Source organism: Viridibacillus arvi (genome assembly GCF_001274945.1).
Classification (GTDB): Bacteria; Bacillota; Bacilli; order Bacillales_A; family Planococcaceae; genus Viridibacillus; species Viridibacillus arvi.
This window is the reverse complement of the sequence record NZ_LILB01000005.1, coordinates 938,588-960,698: the sequence shown is the minus strand read 5'-3', so window position 1 is coordinate 960,698 and position 22,111 is coordinate 938,588. Positions and strand designations below refer to the sequence as shown.

The following is a 22,111-nucleotide window of genomic DNA, read 5'->3' as shown; positions in this document are numbered from 1 at the left end:
ATAATGGAATTAGTCCAAGTTAAGCATACAGAAATTACAAAACCAGAATACTACAACAACCGAGAGTTAAGTTGGCTAGCATTCAATGAACGCGTGTTACAGGAAGCGGAGGATGCACAAAACCCATTACTTGAGAGATTGAAATTTTTGGCGATATTCAGTTCCAATTTGGACGAATTTTTCATGGTACGTGTAGCAGGATTACAAGATCAGGTGAAAGCTGGATTTCATAAACCGGAGAATAAATCAGGATTAACACCAAAGGAACAATTAGCTCGAATTTCTGAGAAAACCCAAGCACTTGTTTCAAGACAAACAGCGATTTACAAAAAATTAATGAAACAACTATTACCGAAAGAGCATGTTTATACGCGCAAAATAGCAGAGCTAAATGAAGAACAAACTAATTTTATCAATGAATATTTCGAAGAAACGATTTTTCCAGTGTTAACACCTGTAGCAGTTGATGCGTATCGCCCTTTTCCAACATTAATCAGTAAAACTTTAAATATGATAATACTTTTGGAACAAGACAATGTAGAACCAGAGTTCTGCGAAAAAGTAGCGGTTGTTCAAGTTCCATCTGTCTTAGAACGTTTTATTCAAGTACCATCCAAAGGGAATGAGATCTCAGTGGTACTTCTTGAAGATATAATTAGTGCAAACATAAATAAATTGTTTTATGGGTATCATGTTAAATCTGTACAATCTTTCCGTCTAACACGTAATGCAGATTTAACTATTCATGAAGAAGGTGCACGTGATTTACTTTTAGAGATTGAAAAAGAATTGAAAAAGCGTAAATGGGGTGCTCTTACTCGTCTAGAAGTTCGTACAGGAGAAATGGATAAAGGTGTACTACAATTTCTGCTGAACGAATTAGAAGACTGGGAAGCGGAAGTGTATAGCGTAGATTGCCCGCTAGATTTAACTTTTCTGTTTTCATTTGTAAAATTTGTAGGTGAAGGCAGAAAGCATTTAGAATATGAAAGTTTCATCCCTCAACCACCACAAGATTTAGGGTCGGATGAAAATATTTTTGAGAAGGCGTTAACTCAAGATATATTCTTTAATCATCCATATGAATCTTTTACACCTATCGTGGAATTTGTCACAGAAGCTGCGAACGATCCTAGTGTTTTAGCCATTAAACAAACATTATACCGTGTCAGCGGGAATTCACCAGTAATTCATGCATTAAAGCTGGCTGCTGAAAATGGAAAGCAAGTAACGGTTCTAGTAGAGTTAAAAGCACGATTTGATGAAGAAAATAATGTGCACTGGGCAAAAGAACTAGAACAATCAGGTTGTCTAGTTATTTATGGCATGCATAATTTAAAAACACATTCTAAAATCACGCTAGTTGTTAGAAGAAGACAAAGTAAAATAGAGCGTTTTGTACATTTAGGTACAGGGAATTATAACGATGCAACTGCGAAAATTTATACGGATATGGGTATTATCACGACGAAAAAGAAATTTGGAATTGATGCGACGAACTTTTTTAATTTCCTAAGTGGATATACGGAAAAGCCAAACTTCCATCACATTGTCGTGTCACCTAATGATATAAGAGTTGAATTTATTAAACTAATTGATGACGAAATCAATTATCATTTGAAGTACGGTAAAGGACATTTCCGTGCGAAAATGAATTCATTAACTGATAAAGAATTGATTATGAAAATGTATGAAGCTTCAATCGCCGGAGTGAAAGTAGATTTAATTATTCGCGGGATATGTTGTTTGCGCCCAGGTATTAAAGGGATTAGTCAAAATATTACAGTTATAAGTATTGTAGGTCGCTTTCTTGAACACTCACGTATTTATTGGTTCCATCATAATGGAGAAAACAAATTATTTTTATCTTCAGCAGATATGATGACAAGAAATATGATCAAACGTGTAGAGATTCTATTCCCAATTTTTGATACTGAAATAAAAAAACGTATTATGAAATCTATGAAGACTCAGTTCCGTGATAATGAGAAGGCACGCATTCAAGATGAGAATGGTGTTTACTATTATAGCGAGAAAAAAGATGGAGATAAATGTATAAACAGTCAAGAAATCTTCTTGAAAGAAGCCTACCGTGTCCTAATAGATGAAGAGTAAAGCATAATATTATTTAAACTAAGACTTTTGTTAATATGGCGAAAGTCTTTTTATCTTAGTCGAATAATCCCGCGTGAAATATACTTTTTTAAAATTATATATAAATAATATGCCAAAAGATATAAAAGAATAAATAAAATTGTATTCAATCGAATAAAAATCAATTATGATAATAAATAGTAGACTACTTCTGTTAATGGAGGCATTATATGTATAATTCATCTTTGAGTCCTCAACAATATCTAGATTTTATACAAAAATTTTCAAGATTGTATCCTGAATCCATGACAATGTTAATAGAACAAGATTCAAACAATCATTATTGGATTACATATGTTAATGAATCGTTTAAAACTTTTTTTGAATATACATTTGAACATAAAATGCTGGCATCATCATTTTTTACACTTCAAATGGGAACTAATCTAGAAGATTTCCTATTACAAGTAGGTGAAGTGGTGGAACCATATACTAAACAGATAACAATAAGAAAGAAAACAATACAACATACCTTTAATGTTCGTATGATTGCAGATACAACAACACAACACAAAGTAATTTGTTTGACATTATCTAAAGTAGTTAGTAATGAATCGCCTTATCACGACCAATTAACAGGCATTTGGAATAAACGCGCACTTCAGGAGCATTTTAAAGAAGAAGAGAGAATTGCCAAGTGTCGGGGTCATCAGATGGCGATATTACTATTAGATTTGGATCGGTTTAAAAAAATCAACGACTCTATAGGCTTCAATAAAGGTGATGAGTTGTTAAAGAAAGTGGTGCAAAGACTTTCTACTCTTTCTGATGCTAATAGCCAAATCTATAGGCAAAATGGTGATGATTTTATCTTTCTTTTACAACAATCGGATGTTAAAAAAACAGAATATTTTGCAGATAAAGTATTAGCATTATTTAAAAAGCCTTTTTGTATAGATGAGCTAGAATTGAATATATCAGGTTCTATAGGCGGTGTTATGTACCCAGCTGATGGAGCGGAATTAGATGAATTACTAAAAAAAGCTGGCCAAGCACTAAGATACGTAAAAGAGAGAGTACCTTCAACATTTCGTTTTTATCATAGTAAAATGCTTGATACCTCTAATAATGGAGCTGTGATGGAATCTCATCTTAGACGTGCAATCGAAAAAAACGAATTATCGATTCATTATCAACCTCAAGTGGATCTAGATACTGGCAAAATAAACAGTTTTGAAGCATTACTGAGATGGAATAATCCAAAGTTTGGTTCAGTTCCCCCAAGTGTATTCATTCCTATTGCAGAAGATTCTGGTCTCATTTTAGAAATAGGTGATTGGGTTCTAAATCAAGTATGTATCCAGTTAAAAGAATGGCAAATTAACGGATTTATAGATGTGCGAATTGCAGTTAATATTTCATCCAAGCAATTTAAGCAAGAAGCTTTCGCTAATGCAATAAAAAAATATATTTACAAATATGAATTGAACCCGCAATCTTTAGAACTTGAAATTACTGAAAGTTCAATGACAAATATCCATGAAACCCTTGCAATTTTACAAGAATTAAAGAAAATGGGTGTTATTATTTCTATTGATGATTTTGGGACAGGATATTCTTCTCTTAGCTATTTGAAAAGATATCCAATTGATATTATTAAAATCGATCAATCTTTCATTAAGGAAATTGAACAAGATGAAAAGGATGAAGCGATAGCGAAAACAATTATTCATCTTGCACATAGTTTAGGTATGAAAGTAATTGCTGAAGGTGTCGAGAAAAAAGATCATGTAGAAATTTTAAAAAAAGTAAATTGTGAAAAGGCACAAGGTTACTATTTTAGCCGACCAGTTCCGATTGAAAGTATCATCGAAATGTATTTTTGTTAGGGATAATAAATACAAACCTTAATGGCTACCATTGGGGTTTTTATTTTTATCCCGAAATAAAGACAGTAATTCCGAAGTATGGTAAAATTATGAATGAATATTCATTCAAAGGGGGAATCGTAATTGTTAAAGGGGAAAACAATTATTATCACAGGCGGTTCAAATGGAATGGGGAAATATATGGCGAAAACGTTTGTAAAAGAAGGTGCAAACGTTGTCATTACAGGTCGTGATTTAGAGCGTCTAAAAAACGCAAAGGATGAAATTTCAAGCGACGGGAACAATATTGCCATCTTCCAAATGGATGTAAGGCAACCTGAACATGTTACTGGAATGTTAAATTTTGCAGTTGATACCTTTGGGCAAGTAGATGGTCTAGTAAATAATGCTGCAGGAAATTTTATCGTTCGTGCAGAGGATTTATCGCCTAATGGATGGAAATCTGTTATTGATATCGTGCTCAACGGCACATTTTATTGTTCAAAAGAAGTAGGAAAGTACTGGATAGATAACAAAATCAACGGTTCCATTCTTAATATGGTCGCAACCTATGCGTGGGATGCTGGTCCAGGAGTTGCCCATTCAGCAGCAGCAAAAGCTGGAGTATTATCTTTAACTCGAACACTTGCGGTGGAATGGGGAAGACAATATGGTATCAGAGTTAATGCGATTGCTCCAGGGCCGATTGAAAGAACTGGTGGTGCTGATAAGTTATGGCAATCCGAAGAAGCTGCGAAACGCACATTACAGTCTGTGCCACTTGGTCGATTAGGAAAACCGGAAGAAATTGCTGATTTAGCAACGTTTATGATGTCAGACAAGGCAGCTTACATGAATGGGGAAGTTGTCACACTTGATGGTGGACAACACTTAAATCAGTACCCATTCTAAAGACTAAAATAGCCAAGTAATGCACATACTTAGCGAAACAATTAAGAAGGAAGTGACGCTATGGATACGTGGACTTGGCCGTTAATGGCAGTAATATTACTTATTTGCGGTATCGGGTATGCTTATACTAGACGTATTGCGAAAATGGAGCAACAGGCTGTTCATAATAATGATCAACCGATTAGTCAGGCTGTTAAAGATAATCCAACGATGCTTAATCCAATTATTTGGGTATATGGCTTAGCATTTGTTTTTGTATTTATTTTAATTTTTTACAATGTCGTGAAATACAAATGGATATAAAGATGTGATGAGGGATTGTTAGTTCCCTCTTCACATTTTTTATTGTTGTATTTACATAAAAATTCATTTTTATGAATTAATATTATATATCTTTAAAAATTTATTTGTAGAAATGGAAATTTTATGAGGGACTGTGATATGATTAATAAGTATTTTGCTGTTCTAAAACGAGGAACAGAAAAAGGAGTAGAATACTATGATGTCCTTAAGTAGCAGAGAGTTCCTTGAAATGCCAATTACTGATTTTATCATTTCTTCAGAGAAAGTTGCACATGTTCAAATGGGGAATAATGCAGAGCACGCCTTGCTAGTCCTAACGAAAACTGGCTATTCGTCTATACCTGTACTTGATGCAAAATACCGTCTGCATGGCATGTTAAGCATGCGTATGATCACAGAACCGATTTTGGGGATGGATCATATAGAGTATGAGAGATTAACAGATATTAAAGTAGATGAAATAATGGATAAGAAAGTAGCTACATTAAACATTGGCGATAATTTCCAACGAGCACTAGACCTTGTAATTAATCATGCATTTTTATGCGTAATTGATGATGAAGGTACCTTCATGGGGATTATGACACGTCGTGTAATTTTAAAACAACTAAAAAAACACATCTATCAATTCAATTCTTAATATGACAAAATGAAAGAAGGTCGCCATTAATGGGGCCTTCTTTATTTATAATAAATGATTTAAGCCCTATAAGGTCGAACAGGAGGTTACTTTTCAATGACTACAACAGAAGCTCAAATTGTAAAAGTATTGTCTGAGGAAGGCAATATGAGAAAAGCAGCTGAACGTTTATTTTTATCCCAACCTGCCCTTTCTCAACGTTTACAATCCATTGAAAAAGATTGGGGAGCACAGTTGTTTTTACGCTCACAAAAGGGATTAACACCTACACCAGCAGGAGAATTGGTCATACAATATGCGATTGATACAATTGCAAAAAAAGAAGAAATTTATGAAATGATTCAGTCGTTGAATTCGAAAGTACACGGTACTTTGAAAATAGCATGTGCTTCGATTGTCGGACATACATGGTTACCTAAAGTATTGAAAGATTTTATGACACAATATCCTGAAGCTAAAATTTCACTAATCACAGGTTGGAGCTCAGAAATTGTTAAATCTCTCTATGAGGGGGAGGCGCATGTAGGTATAGTGCGTGGACATACAGATTGGAAAGGCTCGAAGATTCATTTATTCCGTGATACGTTGTATTTAGTAGATAAAGAAATTAAAGAGATTGATGAAGTTTTCGAAACAGATCGTCCATTTATTCAATTCAAAAGTGATTCTAATTATTATCAAGAAATACAACAATGGTGGCAACGTCATTTTAAGTCAAATCCTCGTCGACAAATTACAGTAGATCAAATTGAGACATGCAAACAGATGGCATTGAATGGAATTGGATACGCCATTTTACCTTCTATCACATTAAGTGGACATGAGGATGTTAATACCATCCCCCTGACGAATAATGAAGAGGAATTTGAGTTAACACGAGATACATGGCTTATTGGTTATGAATCTTCTTTTGAATTGCGCCAAGTGGCAGCTTTTGTAGATCTTGTGAAAAAACACGCTGAATGTCTTTATGATTATTCGAATAGTACGGAAGAAAAGAAATGACAACACTATTATTTTTCGTGTACAATTAGTCCATATTTTCAGAATAGTAGGAGGACGTAACCAATGCAGAAATTAGACGCACAAGAAATTATTGCTTATTTAGCTAATGCCAAAAAAGCAACACCAGTGAAAGTTTATGTAAAAGGTGAAAAAGTAGCAGATCTTTCATTTGGTGAGGGAAGTAAAGTTTTTGGTGAAGGAAGCTCAGCTGTTGTATTTGGCGAATGGGCAGAAATTGAAAAAGCTTTAGTAGCTAACGAAGCACAAATTGCCGATTATGTTGTTGAACATGATCGGAGAAATTCTGCGGTACCAACTCTTGACTTAAAAGGTATCAACTCTCGTATTGAGCCTGGTGCTATTATCCGTGACCAAGTTACTATAGGAGATAATTGTGTCATTATGATGGGTAGTGTCATTAATATTGGAGCTGAAATTGGCGATCGTACAATGATTGATATGAATGTTGTATTAGGTGGGCGTGCAATGGTAGGAAAAGATTGTCACATTGGAGCAGGAGCTGTGCTAGCCGGTGTAATTGAGCCACCTTCCGCATCTCCAGTTATTATTGAAGATAAAGTAATGATTGGTGCTAATGCAGTTGTTTTAGAAGGCTGTAGAGTAGGAGAAGGTGCAGTAGTTGCAGCGGGAGCAGTAGTTACTAAAGATGTGCCACCGTATACAGTAGTAGCAGGGATGCCAGCAAAAGTCATCAAAGATATTGATGAGAAAACAAAATCAAAAACTGAAATTATGCAAGATCTTCGTAAATTATAAGCAGGTGTATAAGATGAAAAGTTTACTGGAAATTAGACGAGAGTTACATAAAATTCCGGAAGTTGGTTTCAAGGAAGAGAAAACCCAAAAGTATTTACTCACGATCATTGAAAAGTTGTGGAAGCCGTACATTCAAATTGACGTTTGGCGAACGGGCATTATTGTGACGATTAATGGCTCTAATCCACAGTTGAAAATTGGTTGGCGATCTGATATTGACGGTCTACCGGTTTCAGAAAATACAGGATTGGCTTATTCTTCAGAGCATCCAGGTTTTATGCATGCATGTGGCCATGACTTCCATATGACTATTGCATTAGGTTTAGTGCAGGCCTTTTCAGAAAATCAACCAGAAAACACCGTAATTATATACTTCCAACCAGCTGAAGAAGGTCCCGGTGGTGCAAAGCCTATGCTTGAATGGCTACAAAGTGAAAGACCTGATTTAGTACCTGACACTATTTTTGCCTTACATATCGCTCCTGAATATCCTGTTGGGACTATCGCTACTAGACCAGGTATGCTATTCGCGAATACCTCTGAGCTTTTTATCGATTTAAAAGGGGTAGGTGGACATGCGGCATACCCTCATAATACGAGAGATATGACAGTTGCAGCTGCTAATCTAATGATTCAACTCCAAACAATTGTCAGTCGGAATATAAATCCCTTAGATAGTGCTGTAGTAACGATAGGTAAGATGACTTCGGGTACTGTTCAGAATATAATTGCTGAAGATGCACGACTAGAGGGTACAATTCGAACGATGTCGGCAGAATCGATGAAATTGATTAAAAAGCGCATAGAAGCACTTTGTAGAGCTACTGAAATAGCCTATGAATGTCAGGTAAGTATTGATTATGGTTCATCTTATTATCAAGTGGAAAATGATGTGCATTGTGCGTATGAGTTATTACGCTTTGCGGAGCAGTTTCCTGGTGTTGTAGCTTATGAATGCCCACCAGCAATGACTGGAGAAGATTTTGGATTCTTTTTAAAAGACTTACCAGGTGCTATGTTCTGGACAGGGGCAAATACGTCATATGGTCTTCATCATTCTGCTATGCAACCAGATGAAGAACTAATTAATGTTAATATACAATTTGTAGAACAATTCTTACGTTCATTTACTTTTTATAAATAATAAAAACCTATAGTGTAATTCTGCACTATAGGTTTTTTGCGTATAAACAGACCATTTTAAATAATAACAAGAAATATTTCCCTTTTTTTATAAAAATATATATTTTTGTTATTTATGCAACCAAATTATTTTAAAAAACGTACTAGTTAAAAAGAAGAAAGAGGGGGGATCTCCATTGCGAAGTAGGTTAATATTACTGGTCTCATGTTTTTTATTAATATTTAGCTTTTTACCAGGTATTCAAATGGAGGCATTTGCGGCACCGAAGCTTGATGTGAAGACATCAGTTGGATTTGCAAATAAAGGTAAATATAATAGAGGATTGCCTCTTACAATAACGGTCAAGAACACAGGAACAGCATTTTCTGGCGACATCGTTATTGACTCAATGCAGGACTATAATACTGGAAGCGGTATCGCCATCCCTGTAGAGATTGGAGAAAATGAAACGAAGTCGATAGAAGTAGCATTTGAACAGTTTTCAGATGCGTATTTTGGTAGTGGATCAAATCAACAAATGATTCACTTTTACGAAGGTGGTTGGAAAAAGGGGAAATCGATTGAGTACATCGGTAATGCAAATGTCAATCCACAACTACTTGAAGCTGATATTCCAATTGTTTTCACATTAACTAGTAATGCTGATCGGTTATTAGGCTTCACTAAACTTGGCAAAAACAATGCAACTAGAATGGAAGTAATTGATGTTGCACAGTTAACAGACTTTACAATACCTTCAAAAGCAGCGTCTTGGTCAGCGGGGGATGTACTTGTTATTGATGAATATAAATTAGCTGACCTAACAGAAGAACAACAACTAGCCATTATTGAATGGGTGAAAAATGGTGGTAAAGCAATTATCGGGGCTTCTATTAACGTAGATGCCGAAGTTGGTTTATTGAAAGAATATTTGCCGTTGACTTTAGGCGAAGAGCGAACAGTATCTAAAGAGACACTCAAAAAGTTAACAAAAGGCGGCAATTTTAAAGAAAACGTAACAGCTTACGAAGCCAAATTAAATAATAATGCAGAAGTGATATTAGAAGCAAATCAATCTCCGCTTGTTGCTACACTTGCTGTAGGTAAGGGGGAGGTTATTCAAACTGCCTTCTCTCTAGGAAATGCTCCTTTGGCAAAAGAAGATGATTACACAAAACTTCTTGAGAAAATAGTACCTTTGAAAGTTAATAACCAATCATTACAATCAACATTAAGTCAAATGAATTGGGAATTAGTCAGTCAAAATGAGATTTTTCCATCATTCCAAGTTTCCGCTATTTTATTACTTGTGATTGTTATCATATATATCTTCATTTTAGGACCAGTACTCTATTTCTTACTAAAAAATAAAGATAAACGAGAACATGCATGGTGGATTATTCCCGTATTAGCAATTGTGACTTCTTTGTTCATCTTTTGGTACGGGGCAAAAGATCGTCTATTAAATCCACAAATTCAGCAAACAACTGTTTTAAAGGTTAATGATGATAATAGCTTATCAGGTATCTATGCATCAGCATTATTATCAAATCGCAGTGGTGATTTTGAAATTACGGCACCAAAAGATACTTCAATGACTATGTCTACTACATATTCAGGTTTCAGAAACTTAAATGATATACATCAAAAAGCGGTATTAGAACAATATGCCGACCATCAATCATTGACGATTCGAAATAGCCGTTATTGGGCTGTAAGTAACTTGGTTGGCCATACGCAAATTAAAGATGTTGGTCGTTTAGATATTCAGTTAGACGTAGAAAATGGGGCTGTGAAAGGTACAGTTAAAAATAACTTCCCATTTAAAGTGAAGGATGTATCAATTTGGTCAGGTGTTAAGTGGTTGGAACTTGGTGATATTGAACCAAATGAGACTATAAAAGTAACTCAAACAATTAATGGTTCAATATTATTGCCTCCAATGCAAATGGGCATGGTAGGAGTAGAACCAGCAAAAAATAAAAAAGAGCTTCTAAAAAATCGCCAGCAGAGTGCTAGAAACTTAGCTTATCAAATGTTAGGTGATAATGATCAACCAGCTATAGTGGCGTGGGTAGATGAAGCGTTATTACCAATTGAATTAAAAACGCAAAAAGCTGAGCAATCTTCTATGAATTTAATTGTCCAAAATTTTAATCCGAAAACTAATTTATCAGGTGAATTCGTATTACCTGCAAATGCAATGACTAAAGAGATTAATTCAACGATGGGTGGCTACGTTGAACAAACCTTTGAGGATAATAATTCTTGGTATTTAGATGATGGCGAATATGATGTGAATTGGACAATACCAGATTCTATATTAGATAAAAAAGTAAAGTGGACAGAATTACAACTAGCCAATACGGATATGCAAACTTTAACAATCAATTTATATAATGTGAAAAAAGATAAGTTTGAAGAAGTAACCGATGCCAGATTTATAGTTGATAAAGATGTTTCGCAATATATTTCAAAAGATGGTCAAGTTATTTATAAATTAATAAAGAATATTGGGAAATATAATGATTCAAGGACCGTGTTACCAGAATTGCAATTGAAAGGAGAGGTCCAAAAATGATAGAAATTAAAGGGCTAACAAAAAAATACGGTTCCTTTTATGCTTTACAAGGACTGGATCTCTCAATTGGTGAAGGAACAGTATTTGGTTTTGTAGGAGCAAATGGAGCGGGTAAGTCAACGACATTCTCTATTTTGTCAACACTACTGCAACCAACAGCTGGTGATGCATGGATTGATGGGAAAAGTGTAACGAAACACGCTGAGGAAATCCGAAAACTAATTGGATATATGCCTGACTTCTTTGGTGTCTATGATCAATTGAAAGCAGATGAATATTTAGATTTCTTTGGTTCAAGTTATGGTATTCCAGCAGCTGAAAGAAAGAAGTTAATTCCACAACTTTTAGAACTAGTCAATTTAACACATAAGCGCTATGAATATGTTGATGTATTATCACGCGGTATGAAGCAGCGTCTTTGTTTAGCTAGAACGCTTATTCATGATCCTAAAGTTCTCATTTTGGATGAACCGGCATCGGGTCTAGACCCCCGTGCTCGAATAGAAATGCGGGATATTTTGAAACAGCTAAAATCAATGGGTAAGACGATATTAATTTCTTCGCATATCCTCCCTGAGCTTGCGGAGATGTGTGATGAAATTGGTGTTATTGATAATGGAAAATTAATAGCTCATGGATCGGTCTCAACTATTCAAACACAATTACAAGGTGAAAAAGTATTGACTGTGAAGCTGCAAGATGATCTTGAAAAAGCTATAAGTTTCTTTGAGGAAAATCCGTTTATAACAGGAATTGAAACAGGTGAACATCAATTAAGTTTCCGTTATCGAGGATCAGATGAAGAACAGATGGAACTATTGAAAAAAGCAGTATTAGCAAATATTCCTATATTATCATTTGCAGAAGAAGAAAAAGACTTAGAAGATGTCTTTATGGCTATTACGAAGGGAGTAGATGAAGCATGAGGTCGATGTTTACTAATCCAGTGCTTATAAAAGAACTTAAGCTAAGATTTCGTGCCTTTAAAAGCTTTTCAGGCATCATGTTTTATTTACTAGCACTCAGCATATTTGTCTTTGGTTTCATTTTTGTATCTATGGAGTTTAATTTAAGTGGTTTCATAAATTCACAAGAAAGCGTATTGTTATTTAGTTTACTGACTTTTGTTCAACTAGCTTTAACATTGTTTATTACACCAGGTATGACAGCCGGTTCAATTAGTTCAGAACGCGAAAAACAAACGTTAAATATTCTCTTAACTACGGCGCAATCTTCTTTCCAAATCATTTTTGGGAAAATGAGCTCATCTATCGTTTTTTTATTACTGTTATTAATTGCAGGTTTGCCAATTTATAGTTTAGTGTTTTTATTTGGTGGTGTTTCACCAACGCAATTACTTGTTATCTTTGCATTTTTGATTTTGACAATGCTTGCTATAGGAAGTATCGGAGTCATGTTTTCGACAATACTTAGGAAGACTATTCTTTCTATGATTGTGACGTATGGATCGATGCTATTTTTAACAGGTGTTACGGCGTTTTTCTTTTTGATCTCAATGAGGATGAATGTATCAAGCACAACGGGTGTGACAAGCCCATCAATTTTTGCTTATTTTTGGGGTACCATTAATCCAATTGCTTTAATGATGACACTCATTAGCCCTGAAATGTTGGAGGAATTCTATGAAGTAACGAAAATTCATTTTCCAATTTGGGCAGGATATTTAATATTCTATTCAATTGTGACCGTTGTCTGCTTGTTTATTGCTATAAAGAGACTACGTGTTAACATGAAAAAAGCGAGATGAGGAGGGTAATCGATGAACGATCAAAGTCGTTTAGCACACGCAGTGAAAAAGGCAAAAACGAGTCTTGTTCTTGAGCATCTATTTACTAAAATTCAGTTGGGACTACTAGTCGCATTGAGTGTTAGTTTTATATTAATGATCGTTTCTCGGTTCTTTGTTTTTCCTTACTATTCTCAAATTGCACTCATAGTATCTATCATGATTTTTGTTTCTTGGGTACTTTATATTTTGTGGACGAAGCCATCAAAAGAGCATTCAATATATGCACTTGATGGCTATTTTCCACATAATCAATTACGTACAGTTTTTTCGATAGACGATACTTCGACGCCATTGTATCAACATTTACTGAAGCAGACAGATGATCATGCTGAAATAGCGTTGCTTAAGTTTAAAGCAAGAGAGAAGAAAATCGTGCATGTACCCTACATATTAGGTAGTTTTTTTATTGCCGTTGCAATTTTCGCTCTTACTTTATTTCCTGCAACAACACAATTAGCTGCAAAAGATGCCGAGCAAGAAAATAAGATCATTACAGACATGAAAAAAGAAGTGAAAAAGCTTGAGAAAAAGGCAAAGTCAAAAGAAGTGAAAAAGGAATTAGCGAAGCTACAGGAAAAGCTAAAAGAAACTAAGACATCTGAAGAAGCGTTACGTGAGTTCGTGAAAAAGCAAAAGGAATTACAATTAAAAGAGCAGCAATTATTAGAAAAAAAGGAACTAGCTAAAAGTGATGAAAAGGGCGAAGTGAAAGGATTATCAAAGGCGGAAGTGAAAGAATTAACCGATTTGCAAAAAGCGAATGACTTATTGATGAATAAGGCGAAAGATGCACAAACTGCGATGAGTCAACAGGGAAAGCCACTATCGCAATCGCTTCAATCCGCGTTACAAAATCAGCAAGCAAATGGTCAAAATCAAAATCAATCGGCTACTTCAAATAGCAATGCTAGTCAGAGTTTTAATCAAAATGGAAGTAGTTCACAAAATAGTAGTACTTCTCAATCAAATACGCAAAGTAGTCCTAATCAGAACGGAAAGAATCAAAGCCAAGGCCAAGGACAGGGTCAAGGACAGGGTCAAGGACAGGGTCAAGGACAGGGTCAAGGACAGGGTCAAGGCCAAGGTCAAGGCCAAGGTCAAGGTCAAGGTCAAGGCCAAGGTAATGGTTCAGGCTCAGGCACTGGTCAGGGGGCAGGACTCGGTCAAGGCAATCGCAATTTGCTAGCGATCCCAGAACGTATTGGCAGTAAAGGGGAAACATCAGTAGACTCCGGTAAAATGGGTGAGGGTAGTGCTGCAGAAATTCATGAAACAGAAAATGGTCCAGTTCACAAAGGATCAATAAGACCTTATGAAGAAGTTGTTGGAAGTTATAAAGATTCGTATTTCCAAACAACAGATCGACTGCAATTACCAAAAGAATTACAGAATATAGTTCAAAATTATTTTTCTACGATTGAAAACAAATAGAGGAGGAAATCCATGTCATACACACCGGAGCAATATGTAGCGATGAGTGAAAAATTACAAGTTGTTCGAGACGAAATTGGCAGCTTTATCGTTGGGCAGGAAGAGGCAATCGATTATACAATGTTTGCTGTTCTTGCTGATGGTCATGCTTTACTAGAAGGGCTTCCAGGATTAGGGAAAACGATGTTGATCCGAACAATTTCTGAAGTTCTTGACTTATCGTTTTCACGTATTCAATTTACGCCAGACTTAATGCCAACGGATATAACAGGTACGAGTGTTATTGAACGTTCAGCAGATGGAAATCAACGCTTTTCTTTCCAAAAAGGGCCTATATTCAGTCAAATGGTTTTAGCCGATGAAATTAATCGTGCAACGCCAAAAACTCAAAGTGCACTACTAGAGGCAATGGGTGAAAAAACAGTAACTGTTCTTGGTGATACAAAGAAAATGGCCAAACCATTCTTTGTATTAGCTACACAAAATCCAATAGAAATGGAAGGAACCTATCCTTTACCGGAAGCGCAAATGGACCGTTTCCTTTGTAAAATACTAGTCCCGACTCCATCAAAAATAGAATTGATGGAAATCATGAAAAGAACGACAGGCTCAATTTCAATTGAATTAAAAAAAATAATGAACGATACAGAAATTGTTGAATTGCAAGAAATGGTGAAAGAAGTAATGATAGCTGATGATATGCTTTCTTATGCGGTGGATTTAGTTGTCGCTACGCATCCAGATAGTCCTGATACGATTGATGAAGTAAAACAGTTTATCGAGTATGGTAGTGGTCCTCGTGGATTGCAAAGTATAGTAAAACTTGCAAAAGCACGTGCACTAATTAATGGCCGCTATCATGTGTCTATTGCAGATATAAAAACTGTAGCAAAACCAGCTCTCCGACATCGATTAATGCTTAATTATGAAGGAGAGGCTGCGGGCTTACAAGTTGACGATGTACTAAATACTTTACTTGAAAAAATGAAACAAGGGCAAGTTGTATGATGCAATCAAATTTTTTGCTGCCAAATGAATGGGCTAGTAAAATTCGCCGGTTGTCTTTAAGTACAGCAACGAAAATACGTGGACATCATAAAGGAACGCATCGGTCACAGCGCTTTGGTGCATCACTAGATTTCTCTGATTTTAGAGAATATCATCCAGGTGACGATGTTCGACAATTGGATTGGAATGTCTTTGCGAGAACTGAGAAATTCTTTATTAAACGCTTTTTAGATGAGCAAGAGATGCGTGTTCATATAGTACTTGATACAACGAAATCGATGGGGGGGGAAGCAAAATGGCTATTCGCAAGACAGCTAACTACCGCGTTTGGCCTTATGGTGTTAAATAAGGATGATCGATTATCATTTTCATATGTATCAGACAAGCCGACACCACCATTTCGTCGCAAGGGGGCAACTTATCAAAAGGCATATGAAAAGACTGTATCAGATTTATCGGAACCAAAGTTCACTAAATCTTTTGCTGAACATGCTTTACAAACTTTGCCTAAGGATGCAACGATATTGATCATCATTTCAGATGTGCTTGAACCACTTGAAAAGTGGAGTGCTTTTTTAAGTAAAACGCCGAGATTTGCAAAGGATGTTCGACTTCTCCAAATACAGTCTGCTGATGAAAAATTACCAACTTACTCTGGGGATGTACGATTAGTTGATGTTGAGACTTCATCGAGTGTTAATGTATCAATGTCACAAAATGTACTTCGATCATATGAAGAGAAACAACAGAGACATCAATTAGAGCTTGAGACAATATGTAGAAAATATGGTGTACAGCAATTAACTGTGCAAGTGATAGATGGGCTCCAACACGTTCTATTTAATCAACTAGTCAAAGCAAAATGGTTACAGTGAGGTGAAGTAAATGGGATTTAATCAACTACCGTTTCTATTAACAGCAATCTTTCCTCTAACGGTATTAATTTATTATTTTTTCCGTAAAAAATATGTGGTGAAACAAATTTCTTCCACGCTTTTTTGGGACGAAGTAATGAAAGAAACAAAAGCTTCACCTTATTTACAGCATTTACAAAGAAATGCCTTATTTTATTTGCAAATGCTTGGCCTTATTTTACTTGTTATCGCATTATTACAACCGTATTGGAAAACAAAATCTATTGCTGGTAATCAAATTATTTGGGTAGTAGATACATCCGCTACAATGCTATCAGAAAATGAAGGGCAAACGATATTTGAGGCACATCAAAAAGAGATGCTAGATTTAACAAATAAGCTCGGTGGGAAGGCTGTTACAATTATTACAACTGGATTAGAACCACAAGTAGTATTGCGTAATGAAACAAATACTAAGACGATTCAAAATGCCGTAAAATCTTTAGAAGTTACATATGCTAATGAACAGTTTCCAACAATGTTAGATTTTTTACAAACATTCATTAGCAAGAAATCAACAGTTATTTATTTGTTCACGGATGCAATAGAACGTGACCAATTACCATTGGAATTACCAGACGTTAAATGGATTGTTAAAGGGGCACCAGATGACCTACAGAACATTTCATTGCAGCGCTTTGGTGCAACAAAAGTAGAAGGTCAGCTAAAGGCAATTACTCAAGTGAAAAATGATACGAGTAAAGAACAACAAGTAACAATTTTAATTACTAATGATACAGGTAAAGAGTTAACAAAAAAGAAAATTACTATCCCTGCAAATAAAGAAGAACGTGTTCTCTTCGATAATCTCCCTAATCAAACAGCTCTAACAGCTAAGTTAAAGGTCAAGGATGACTACAAAGTAGATAACGAAATGACCATTTTGATACAGCAGAATATATCTAAAATTTTAGTCGATCAAGGGTTACAGCAATTAGTACAAAAAGCCTTTCAGGCGATGGATTTCCCAGTAAGCATAGTACCATCATTACAATTAGGTGATTCGAAGGATGATGCAATCATCGTTACAAACCAAACGAGGTTATTAGAACAACAAAAGCAACCAGTTCTTTTAATTGGGCGTGATGATAAAAAAGCAAAAGAAGTAAAGGGAGAACTGAAAACGAAGGATTCTAACCTCTTTGCTTATGCTCCAATAAAGGATGTATACGTCAATGAGTTGTATCCTGCGTTTACAGATTATAAAACAATTGCAACAATTGGAGATGCGCCATTTATTCAAATTTCACCTATAGGACATATTGCCGTCTTAGCGGATATACAAATGACAGATTGGCCGCTTCACCCTTCATTCCCTTTATTCTTATGGAGTGCAAAAGAAAGCCTTGCTAGTAGTGGTAGTGATATTGGCACGTTTTCACCGAATGAAAGACGTATTATTTCTTTGGCAGGAATAGACGGTGGAGAAAAAGGGTATGAAATATATACTCAAGACGGGGAATACATTCGTAGCTTTGAAGATGGTAACAGTTTTATCGCACCTACTAAACCAGGATTCTATATGATGAAATCGGGTAATGAGGAAAAACGCTTCGTAGTTACATTACAGCAGCAAGAAAAAGTAATTGCTAAAGGGACTTCATTTGAATATGGAGAGACTATGGATAAAAAAGCAACAAATTTTATACAGCAACCCCTAGTGCCATTATTATTATTGTTGATTATCACATTATTACTAGTTGAATGGGAGGTGCAACGTCGATATGGATTTACGCATTGATCACCCTCTCTATCTTTTGTTATTCATACCAGTTCTAATGTATTTTGGATGGGCATGGCTACAAAGTAGCAAGCGTTATAATAAAGAACATAAAATTATTTTCTACATGCGTGTAGTAGCAATCAGTTTACTTATTTTTGCATTAAGTGCCCCTTATATTTTATTGCCTGTAAAGGAAGAACAAGTAGTCTTTTTAGTAGATCGGTCTGCCTCAATGAAAGGAACTGAAAAAGATATTGCAAGTTGGATTCAAGAAAGTATTGAAAGTAGTAAGGATTACCAATCTAAAGGGGTTTATAGCTTTGCTTCAGGAGTACAGACTGATCTTGGCTTAACCGCTGATAACATCAATTTGCCAGTATGGTCAGCTTTAAAAGATAGTGGACAAACCAATTTAGCAAATGCCTTACAGCTAGTATCGAATGTAGTAGATCGCAATAAGGCTACTCGTATTGTATTATTTTCAGATGGAGTAGAAACAGCGGGTTCAACAATGGATCAACTTAGTAGGCTACAAAATAGTAATATTCAAATTGATACAGTAAAAGTAGATAAACCAGTAAAACAAGATGTTGCCATTACATCTTTTGAAACGCCACCAGTAGCATATAAAGGTGAACGGCAACAGTTAACGGTACAAATAGAAGCATCGACAAATACGACTGGTGAGTTACTTTTATCGGCGAATGATAAAGTAATTGAAAAACAAAAAGTCCAGTTAGATAGTGGTTCAAATACAGTTACGTTCCGGCATACGGCAAAAGGTGACGGTCTCATTAAATATGATGTACAACTTAAAATGGCAGAAGATGCCTTACTTGAAAATAATGAATTAACGAGTGTAACCACTGTACAAGGAACCCCACGTATATTATTAGTACACGGAGATGATGTGAAATCGAGTAGTCTATCAAATATCATTGACCAGAGTACGATGAAGGTAGATGACATCTCGGCGATAGAATTACCGTCAATGCAGTCATCTTATATTGGCTATGATGCTATTATTTTTGACAATGTCTCAGGGCATTTAGTCGGGGAAAAGAAAATGACTATGATTGAACAGGCAGTGAAAAACTTTGGAATGGGATTTATGATGATTGGTGGGGAAAATAGTTTTGGTCTCGGTGGTTATTTCAAAACGCCGATTGAGACCATTTTACCTGTTGAAATGGAAGTAAAGGGTAAAGAACAGATTCCTTCTCTTGGTTTAACAATTGTCTTAGACCGTTCAGGGAGTATGAGTGGCAACAAAATTAATTTAGCAAAAGAAGCAGCTGCACGATCAGTTGAATTATTACGTGAGGAGGATACGTTTGGATTTATCGCGTTTGACGATAGGCCATGGGAAATTATTCCCCCAACCCCGTTAAAAGATAAAAAGCAAGCTATTGAGCAAATTTTATCTGTCGCACCAAATGGGGGAACTGAAATTTATACATCATTAAGCTTAGCTTATGAACGTATGCAAGATATAAAATTACAGCGCAAGCATATTATATTATTAACAGATGGTCAGGCAGCAACAAATAATTCTTATGAGCAGCTAATTGCGGAAGGTAAAAAAGCGAATATTACACTTTCTACAGTTGCGATTGGACAAGATTCTGATCGGAGTTTACTTCAATATTTAGCAGAAGCAGGTGCAGGTCGATTCTATGATGTAGCAGATGAAGAAACAATTCCATCTATACTTTCTCGTGAAACGTCGATGTTGACTCGCACATATATTGAAGACAATCCGTTTTATCCCATCATTGGTGGAGGGACAAAATGGCAAAGTCTATTTAAAGATGGCGTGCCGAAAATGAATGCTTACATCGCTACTACAGCAAAGCAAACGGCTAATGTCATTGCTGAAAGTGAAAAGGATGATCCAGTCTTTGCTGAATGGAAATACGGTTTAGGAAAGACAATGGCCTTCACATCGGATACAACAGGCAAGTGGAGTGGAGATTGGGCTCGCTTTCAAGGGTGGTCGGATTTTTGGAACACGACTGTGTCGGAGCTACTCCCTGCTTACAATGAGGTACCCTATAATATCCAACAGCAAAGCGATGGTTCTTTTATCGTTTCAGACCCGACAGCACAATCGGCCTTTATGGACATAGTGGTTGTAGATGAAAAAGGTGAAGAGTTATCAATCAATGAAGAACCTTTAGCGCCTGGTAAAACACGTGTGAATTTTGAACATGGACCTGGATTAGTATTCTTCAGAGTTTCAAATGATGAAAAAGGTATGTATCAAGCGGGATTGACTATTCCTTATAGTACAGAATATAAAATACAGCCTGACAATACAAAGTTATTAAAAGAGCTTTCAACAAAAACTGATGGTAAGGAACTAACAGATCCAGCAGAAGCCTTTCGTAAGCTTCCTACATCAAGTTCAAACGAGCAGAGCATTGCACAATGGTTGGTGTTTACTGCGATGTTATTGTTCTTTATTGATATCACATTAAGACGTTTCGGTTTGACTTCATTACTGAATATTCCAAAGGGACTTCGTAGAACAAAAAAAGAAACTAAACATGAAGACCACCTCAATGTTAGTGAACTATTAAAAAATAAAAAAACACGTTAAAAAGGCGGCTCGAGTATGAGCCGCCTTTAAATATATTTAATTAAGCAAGTGTTGCTTTTTTCTTTGACCAAATCGCAGTTAAGGAGAAGCAACTAACAAGAATAATTGTCCCGAAAACATATGGACTATTCATATTCCAATCGAATAATATTCCTGCAAGTGCAGGACCAATCATATTACCTAAACTCATGTATGCATTATTCATACCAGCAGCAAAACCTTGTTCATTACCAGCAGTTTTTGAAATTAGTGTATTAACAGCTGGGCGAATTAAAGTTGTAGCTGTTGAGAATATAGTTGCTACAAGTAACATGATAAAGAATCCACTAACGAATAATATTCCTAGCATACTTATAGATGCAACTGCAAGACCAAATAATATAATCTTCATTTCGCCGAATTTTTTAAATAACGTATTTAATGCAAAGCCTTGGACAATGACACCAACAAAACCACCAACAGTCATTAATATGGCGATATCAGTTGCAGTGTATGCAAACTTATATGTTAAGAACATCGATAATGTCGCTTGGAAATTTGAAATTCCAAATGAGAATACAAAGACAACAATAAGTAGTACAAAGTATGAGGCATGGAATGAACGGGTTAATTGCTTGAATATGTTATCACCTTTTACAGCATTCTGTATTATAGGTTTTGTCGCTGGTAGTAAGATGAGAGATAGCACTCCTGCGAGTATAGAAGCAGACCCTGCAAAATAGAATGGGAAGTGTAAACTAACATTAGACAAAAAGCCTCCAATTCCAGGCCCAATCATAAAGCCTAGTGAAATCGCTGCACCGATTTGACCCATCGCTTTTCCGCGTTCATCAATGGTTGTAATATCTGCTACATAGGCCATAATTGGGGGTACGATAAAGGCAGATCCGACTCCTGTTAAGAATCGACAAACGAATAGCATCCAAAGTTCTGTAGATAAGCCAAAAGAGATTTGTGCAATTCCGTTTAAAATTAAGCCAAAAACTATTAATCTTTTCCGGCCTATTTTGTCAGATAGATTACCTGCGATAGGAGAGAACAGAAACTGTGCAAAAGCTATAATAGCTATTAAAAAGCCGAGTACTTGTCCTGCTGCACCAAACAGTTTTAAATATGTGGGCATAACAGGAATAATAAGACCAACGGCACTCATCGTGATGAACATATTAAACATTAATAAAATCAATGCCAATTTATTAGAGGATTTCATATATTTCACTCTTTCTCGAAGAAGTATTTCGTGTTGCTAATTAATGTCGCTGTTAGAATTATACAGCTTGTTCAGATGTTAAGCAACAAAAGAAGCTCAGTAAGGTTTAC

The 22,111-nt window shown here is 35.8% G+C and carries 17 protein-coding genes; 16 read left to right on the top strand and 1 reads right to left on the bottom strand.

Annotated features, from left to right (window positions below; all coding sequences use genetic code 11):
* The first annotated feature begins 3 nt into the window (after nucleotides 1-3).
* The 16 genes from AMD00_RS13960 (at nucleotide 4) to AMD00_RS13885 (ending at nucleotide 20,791) form a co-directional block, all read left to right on the top strand.
* Entirely contained in the window at nucleotides 4-2,115 is a 2,112-nt protein-coding gene (locus AMD00_RS13960; protein WP_053417625.1) for an RNA degradosome polyphosphate kinase, read from the top strand.
* Between the two features lie 209 nt (nucleotides 2,116-2,324).
* Nucleotides 2,325-3,983, top strand: coding sequence for a putative bifunctional diguanylate cyclase/phosphodiesterase (locus AMD00_RS13955; protein WP_053417624.1), 1,659 nt, complete (start codon nucleotides 2,325-2,327; stop codon nucleotides 3,981-3,983).
* A gap of 123 nt (nucleotides 3,984-4,106) precedes the next feature.
* Nucleotides 4,107-4,874: a 2,4-dienoyl-CoA reductase gene (gene fadH, locus AMD00_RS13950; RefSeq protein ID WP_083446230.1), complete on the top strand. Its 768-nt coding sequence runs from the start codon at nucleotides 4,107-4,109 to the stop codon at nucleotides 4,872-4,874.
* A 60-nt stretch (nucleotides 4,875-4,934) separates the two neighbouring features.
* On the top strand, nucleotides 4,935-5,177 hold the full coding sequence (locus AMD00_RS13945) for a hypothetical protein (RefSeq protein ID WP_053417623.1): 243 nt from the start codon (nucleotides 4,935-4,937) through the stop codon (nucleotides 5,175-5,177).
* 196 nt (nucleotides 5,178-5,373) lie between these two features.
* Nucleotides 5,374-5,817 (top strand): cyclic-di-AMP-binding protein CbpB, encoded by a 444-nt coding sequence (gene cbpB, locus AMD00_RS13940; RefSeq protein WP_053417622.1) that lies wholly within the window; start codon nucleotides 5,374-5,376, stop codon nucleotides 5,815-5,817.
* A gap of 96 nt (nucleotides 5,818-5,913) precedes the next feature.
* Nucleotides 5,914-6,822, top strand: a complete 909-nt coding sequence (locus AMD00_RS13935) for a LysR family transcriptional regulator (RefSeq protein ID WP_053417621.1) — start codon at nucleotides 5,914-5,916, stop codon at nucleotides 6,820-6,822.
* 63 nt (nucleotides 6,823-6,885) lie between these two features.
* Nucleotides 6,886-7,599 (top strand): 2,3,4,5-tetrahydropyridine-2,6-dicarboxylate N-acetyltransferase, encoded by a 714-nt coding sequence (gene dapD / locus AMD00_RS13930; protein WP_053417620.1) that lies wholly within the window; start codon nucleotides 6,886-6,888, stop codon nucleotides 7,597-7,599.
* Between the two features lie 13 nt (nucleotides 7,600-7,612).
* Entirely contained in the window at nucleotides 7,613-8,743 is a 1,131-nt protein-coding gene (locus tag AMD00_RS13925) for an N-acetyldiaminopimelate deacetylase (RefSeq protein WP_053417619.1), read from the top strand.
* 175 nt (nucleotides 8,744-8,918) lie between these two features.
* Nucleotides 8,919-11,303 (top strand): DUF7408 domain-containing protein, encoded by a 2,385-nt coding sequence (locus tag AMD00_RS13920; protein WP_053417618.1) that lies wholly within the window; start codon nucleotides 8,919-8,921, stop codon nucleotides 11,301-11,303.
* Nucleotides 11,300-12,229, top strand: coding sequence for an ABC transporter ATP-binding protein (locus tag AMD00_RS13915; RefSeq protein WP_053417617.1), 930 nt, complete (start codon nucleotides 11,300-11,302; stop codon nucleotides 12,227-12,229). The genes AMD00_RS13920 and AMD00_RS13915 overlap by 4 nt, the downstream gene beginning before the upstream one ends.
* Nucleotides 12,226-13,071, top strand: a complete 846-nt coding sequence (locus AMD00_RS13910; protein ID WP_053417616.1) for an ABC transporter permease — start codon at nucleotides 12,226-12,228, stop codon at nucleotides 13,069-13,071. Before AMD00_RS13915 ends, AMD00_RS13910 begins: the two co-directional genes overlap by 4 nt.
* Before the next feature lie 12 nt (nucleotides 13,072-13,083).
* Nucleotides 13,084-14,544, top strand: coding sequence for a hypothetical protein (locus tag AMD00_RS13905; RefSeq protein ID WP_053417615.1), 1,461 nt, complete (start codon nucleotides 13,084-13,086; stop codon nucleotides 14,542-14,544).
* Nucleotides 14,545-14,556: 12 nt separating this feature from the next.
* Entirely contained in the window at nucleotides 14,557-15,552 is a 996-nt protein-coding gene (locus AMD00_RS13900; RefSeq protein WP_053417614.1) for an AAA family ATPase, read from the top strand.
* Nucleotides 15,549-16,427 (top strand): DUF58 domain-containing protein, encoded by an 879-nt coding sequence (locus tag AMD00_RS13895; protein ID WP_322787047.1) that lies wholly within the window; start codon nucleotides 15,549-15,551, stop codon nucleotides 16,425-16,427. The genes AMD00_RS13900 and AMD00_RS13895 overlap by 4 nt, the downstream gene beginning before the upstream one ends.
* Nucleotides 16,428-16,437: 10 nt before the next feature.
* The gene (locus AMD00_RS13890; RefSeq protein ID WP_053417613.1) at nucleotides 16,438-18,207 is read left to right on the top strand and encodes a vWA domain-containing protein; all 1,770 of its coding nucleotides are present in this window, start codon (nucleotides 16,438-16,440) and stop codon (nucleotides 18,205-18,207) included.
* Nucleotides 18,191-20,791, top strand: coding sequence for a VWA domain-containing protein (locus tag AMD00_RS13885; RefSeq protein WP_053417612.1), 2,601 nt, complete (start codon nucleotides 18,191-18,193; stop codon nucleotides 20,789-20,791). Before AMD00_RS13890 ends, AMD00_RS13885 begins: the two co-directional genes overlap by 17 nt.
* A 40-nt stretch (nucleotides 20,792-20,831) precedes the next feature.
* On the opposite strand, the gene AMD00_RS13880 is transcribed toward AMD00_RS13885, so the two are convergent.
* Nucleotides 20,832-22,001 (bottom strand): MFS transporter, encoded by a 1,170-nt coding sequence (locus AMD00_RS13880; protein ID WP_053417611.1) that lies wholly within the window; start codon nucleotides 21,999-22,001, stop codon nucleotides 20,832-20,834.
* Nucleotides 22,002-22,111 lie beyond the last annotated feature (110 nt).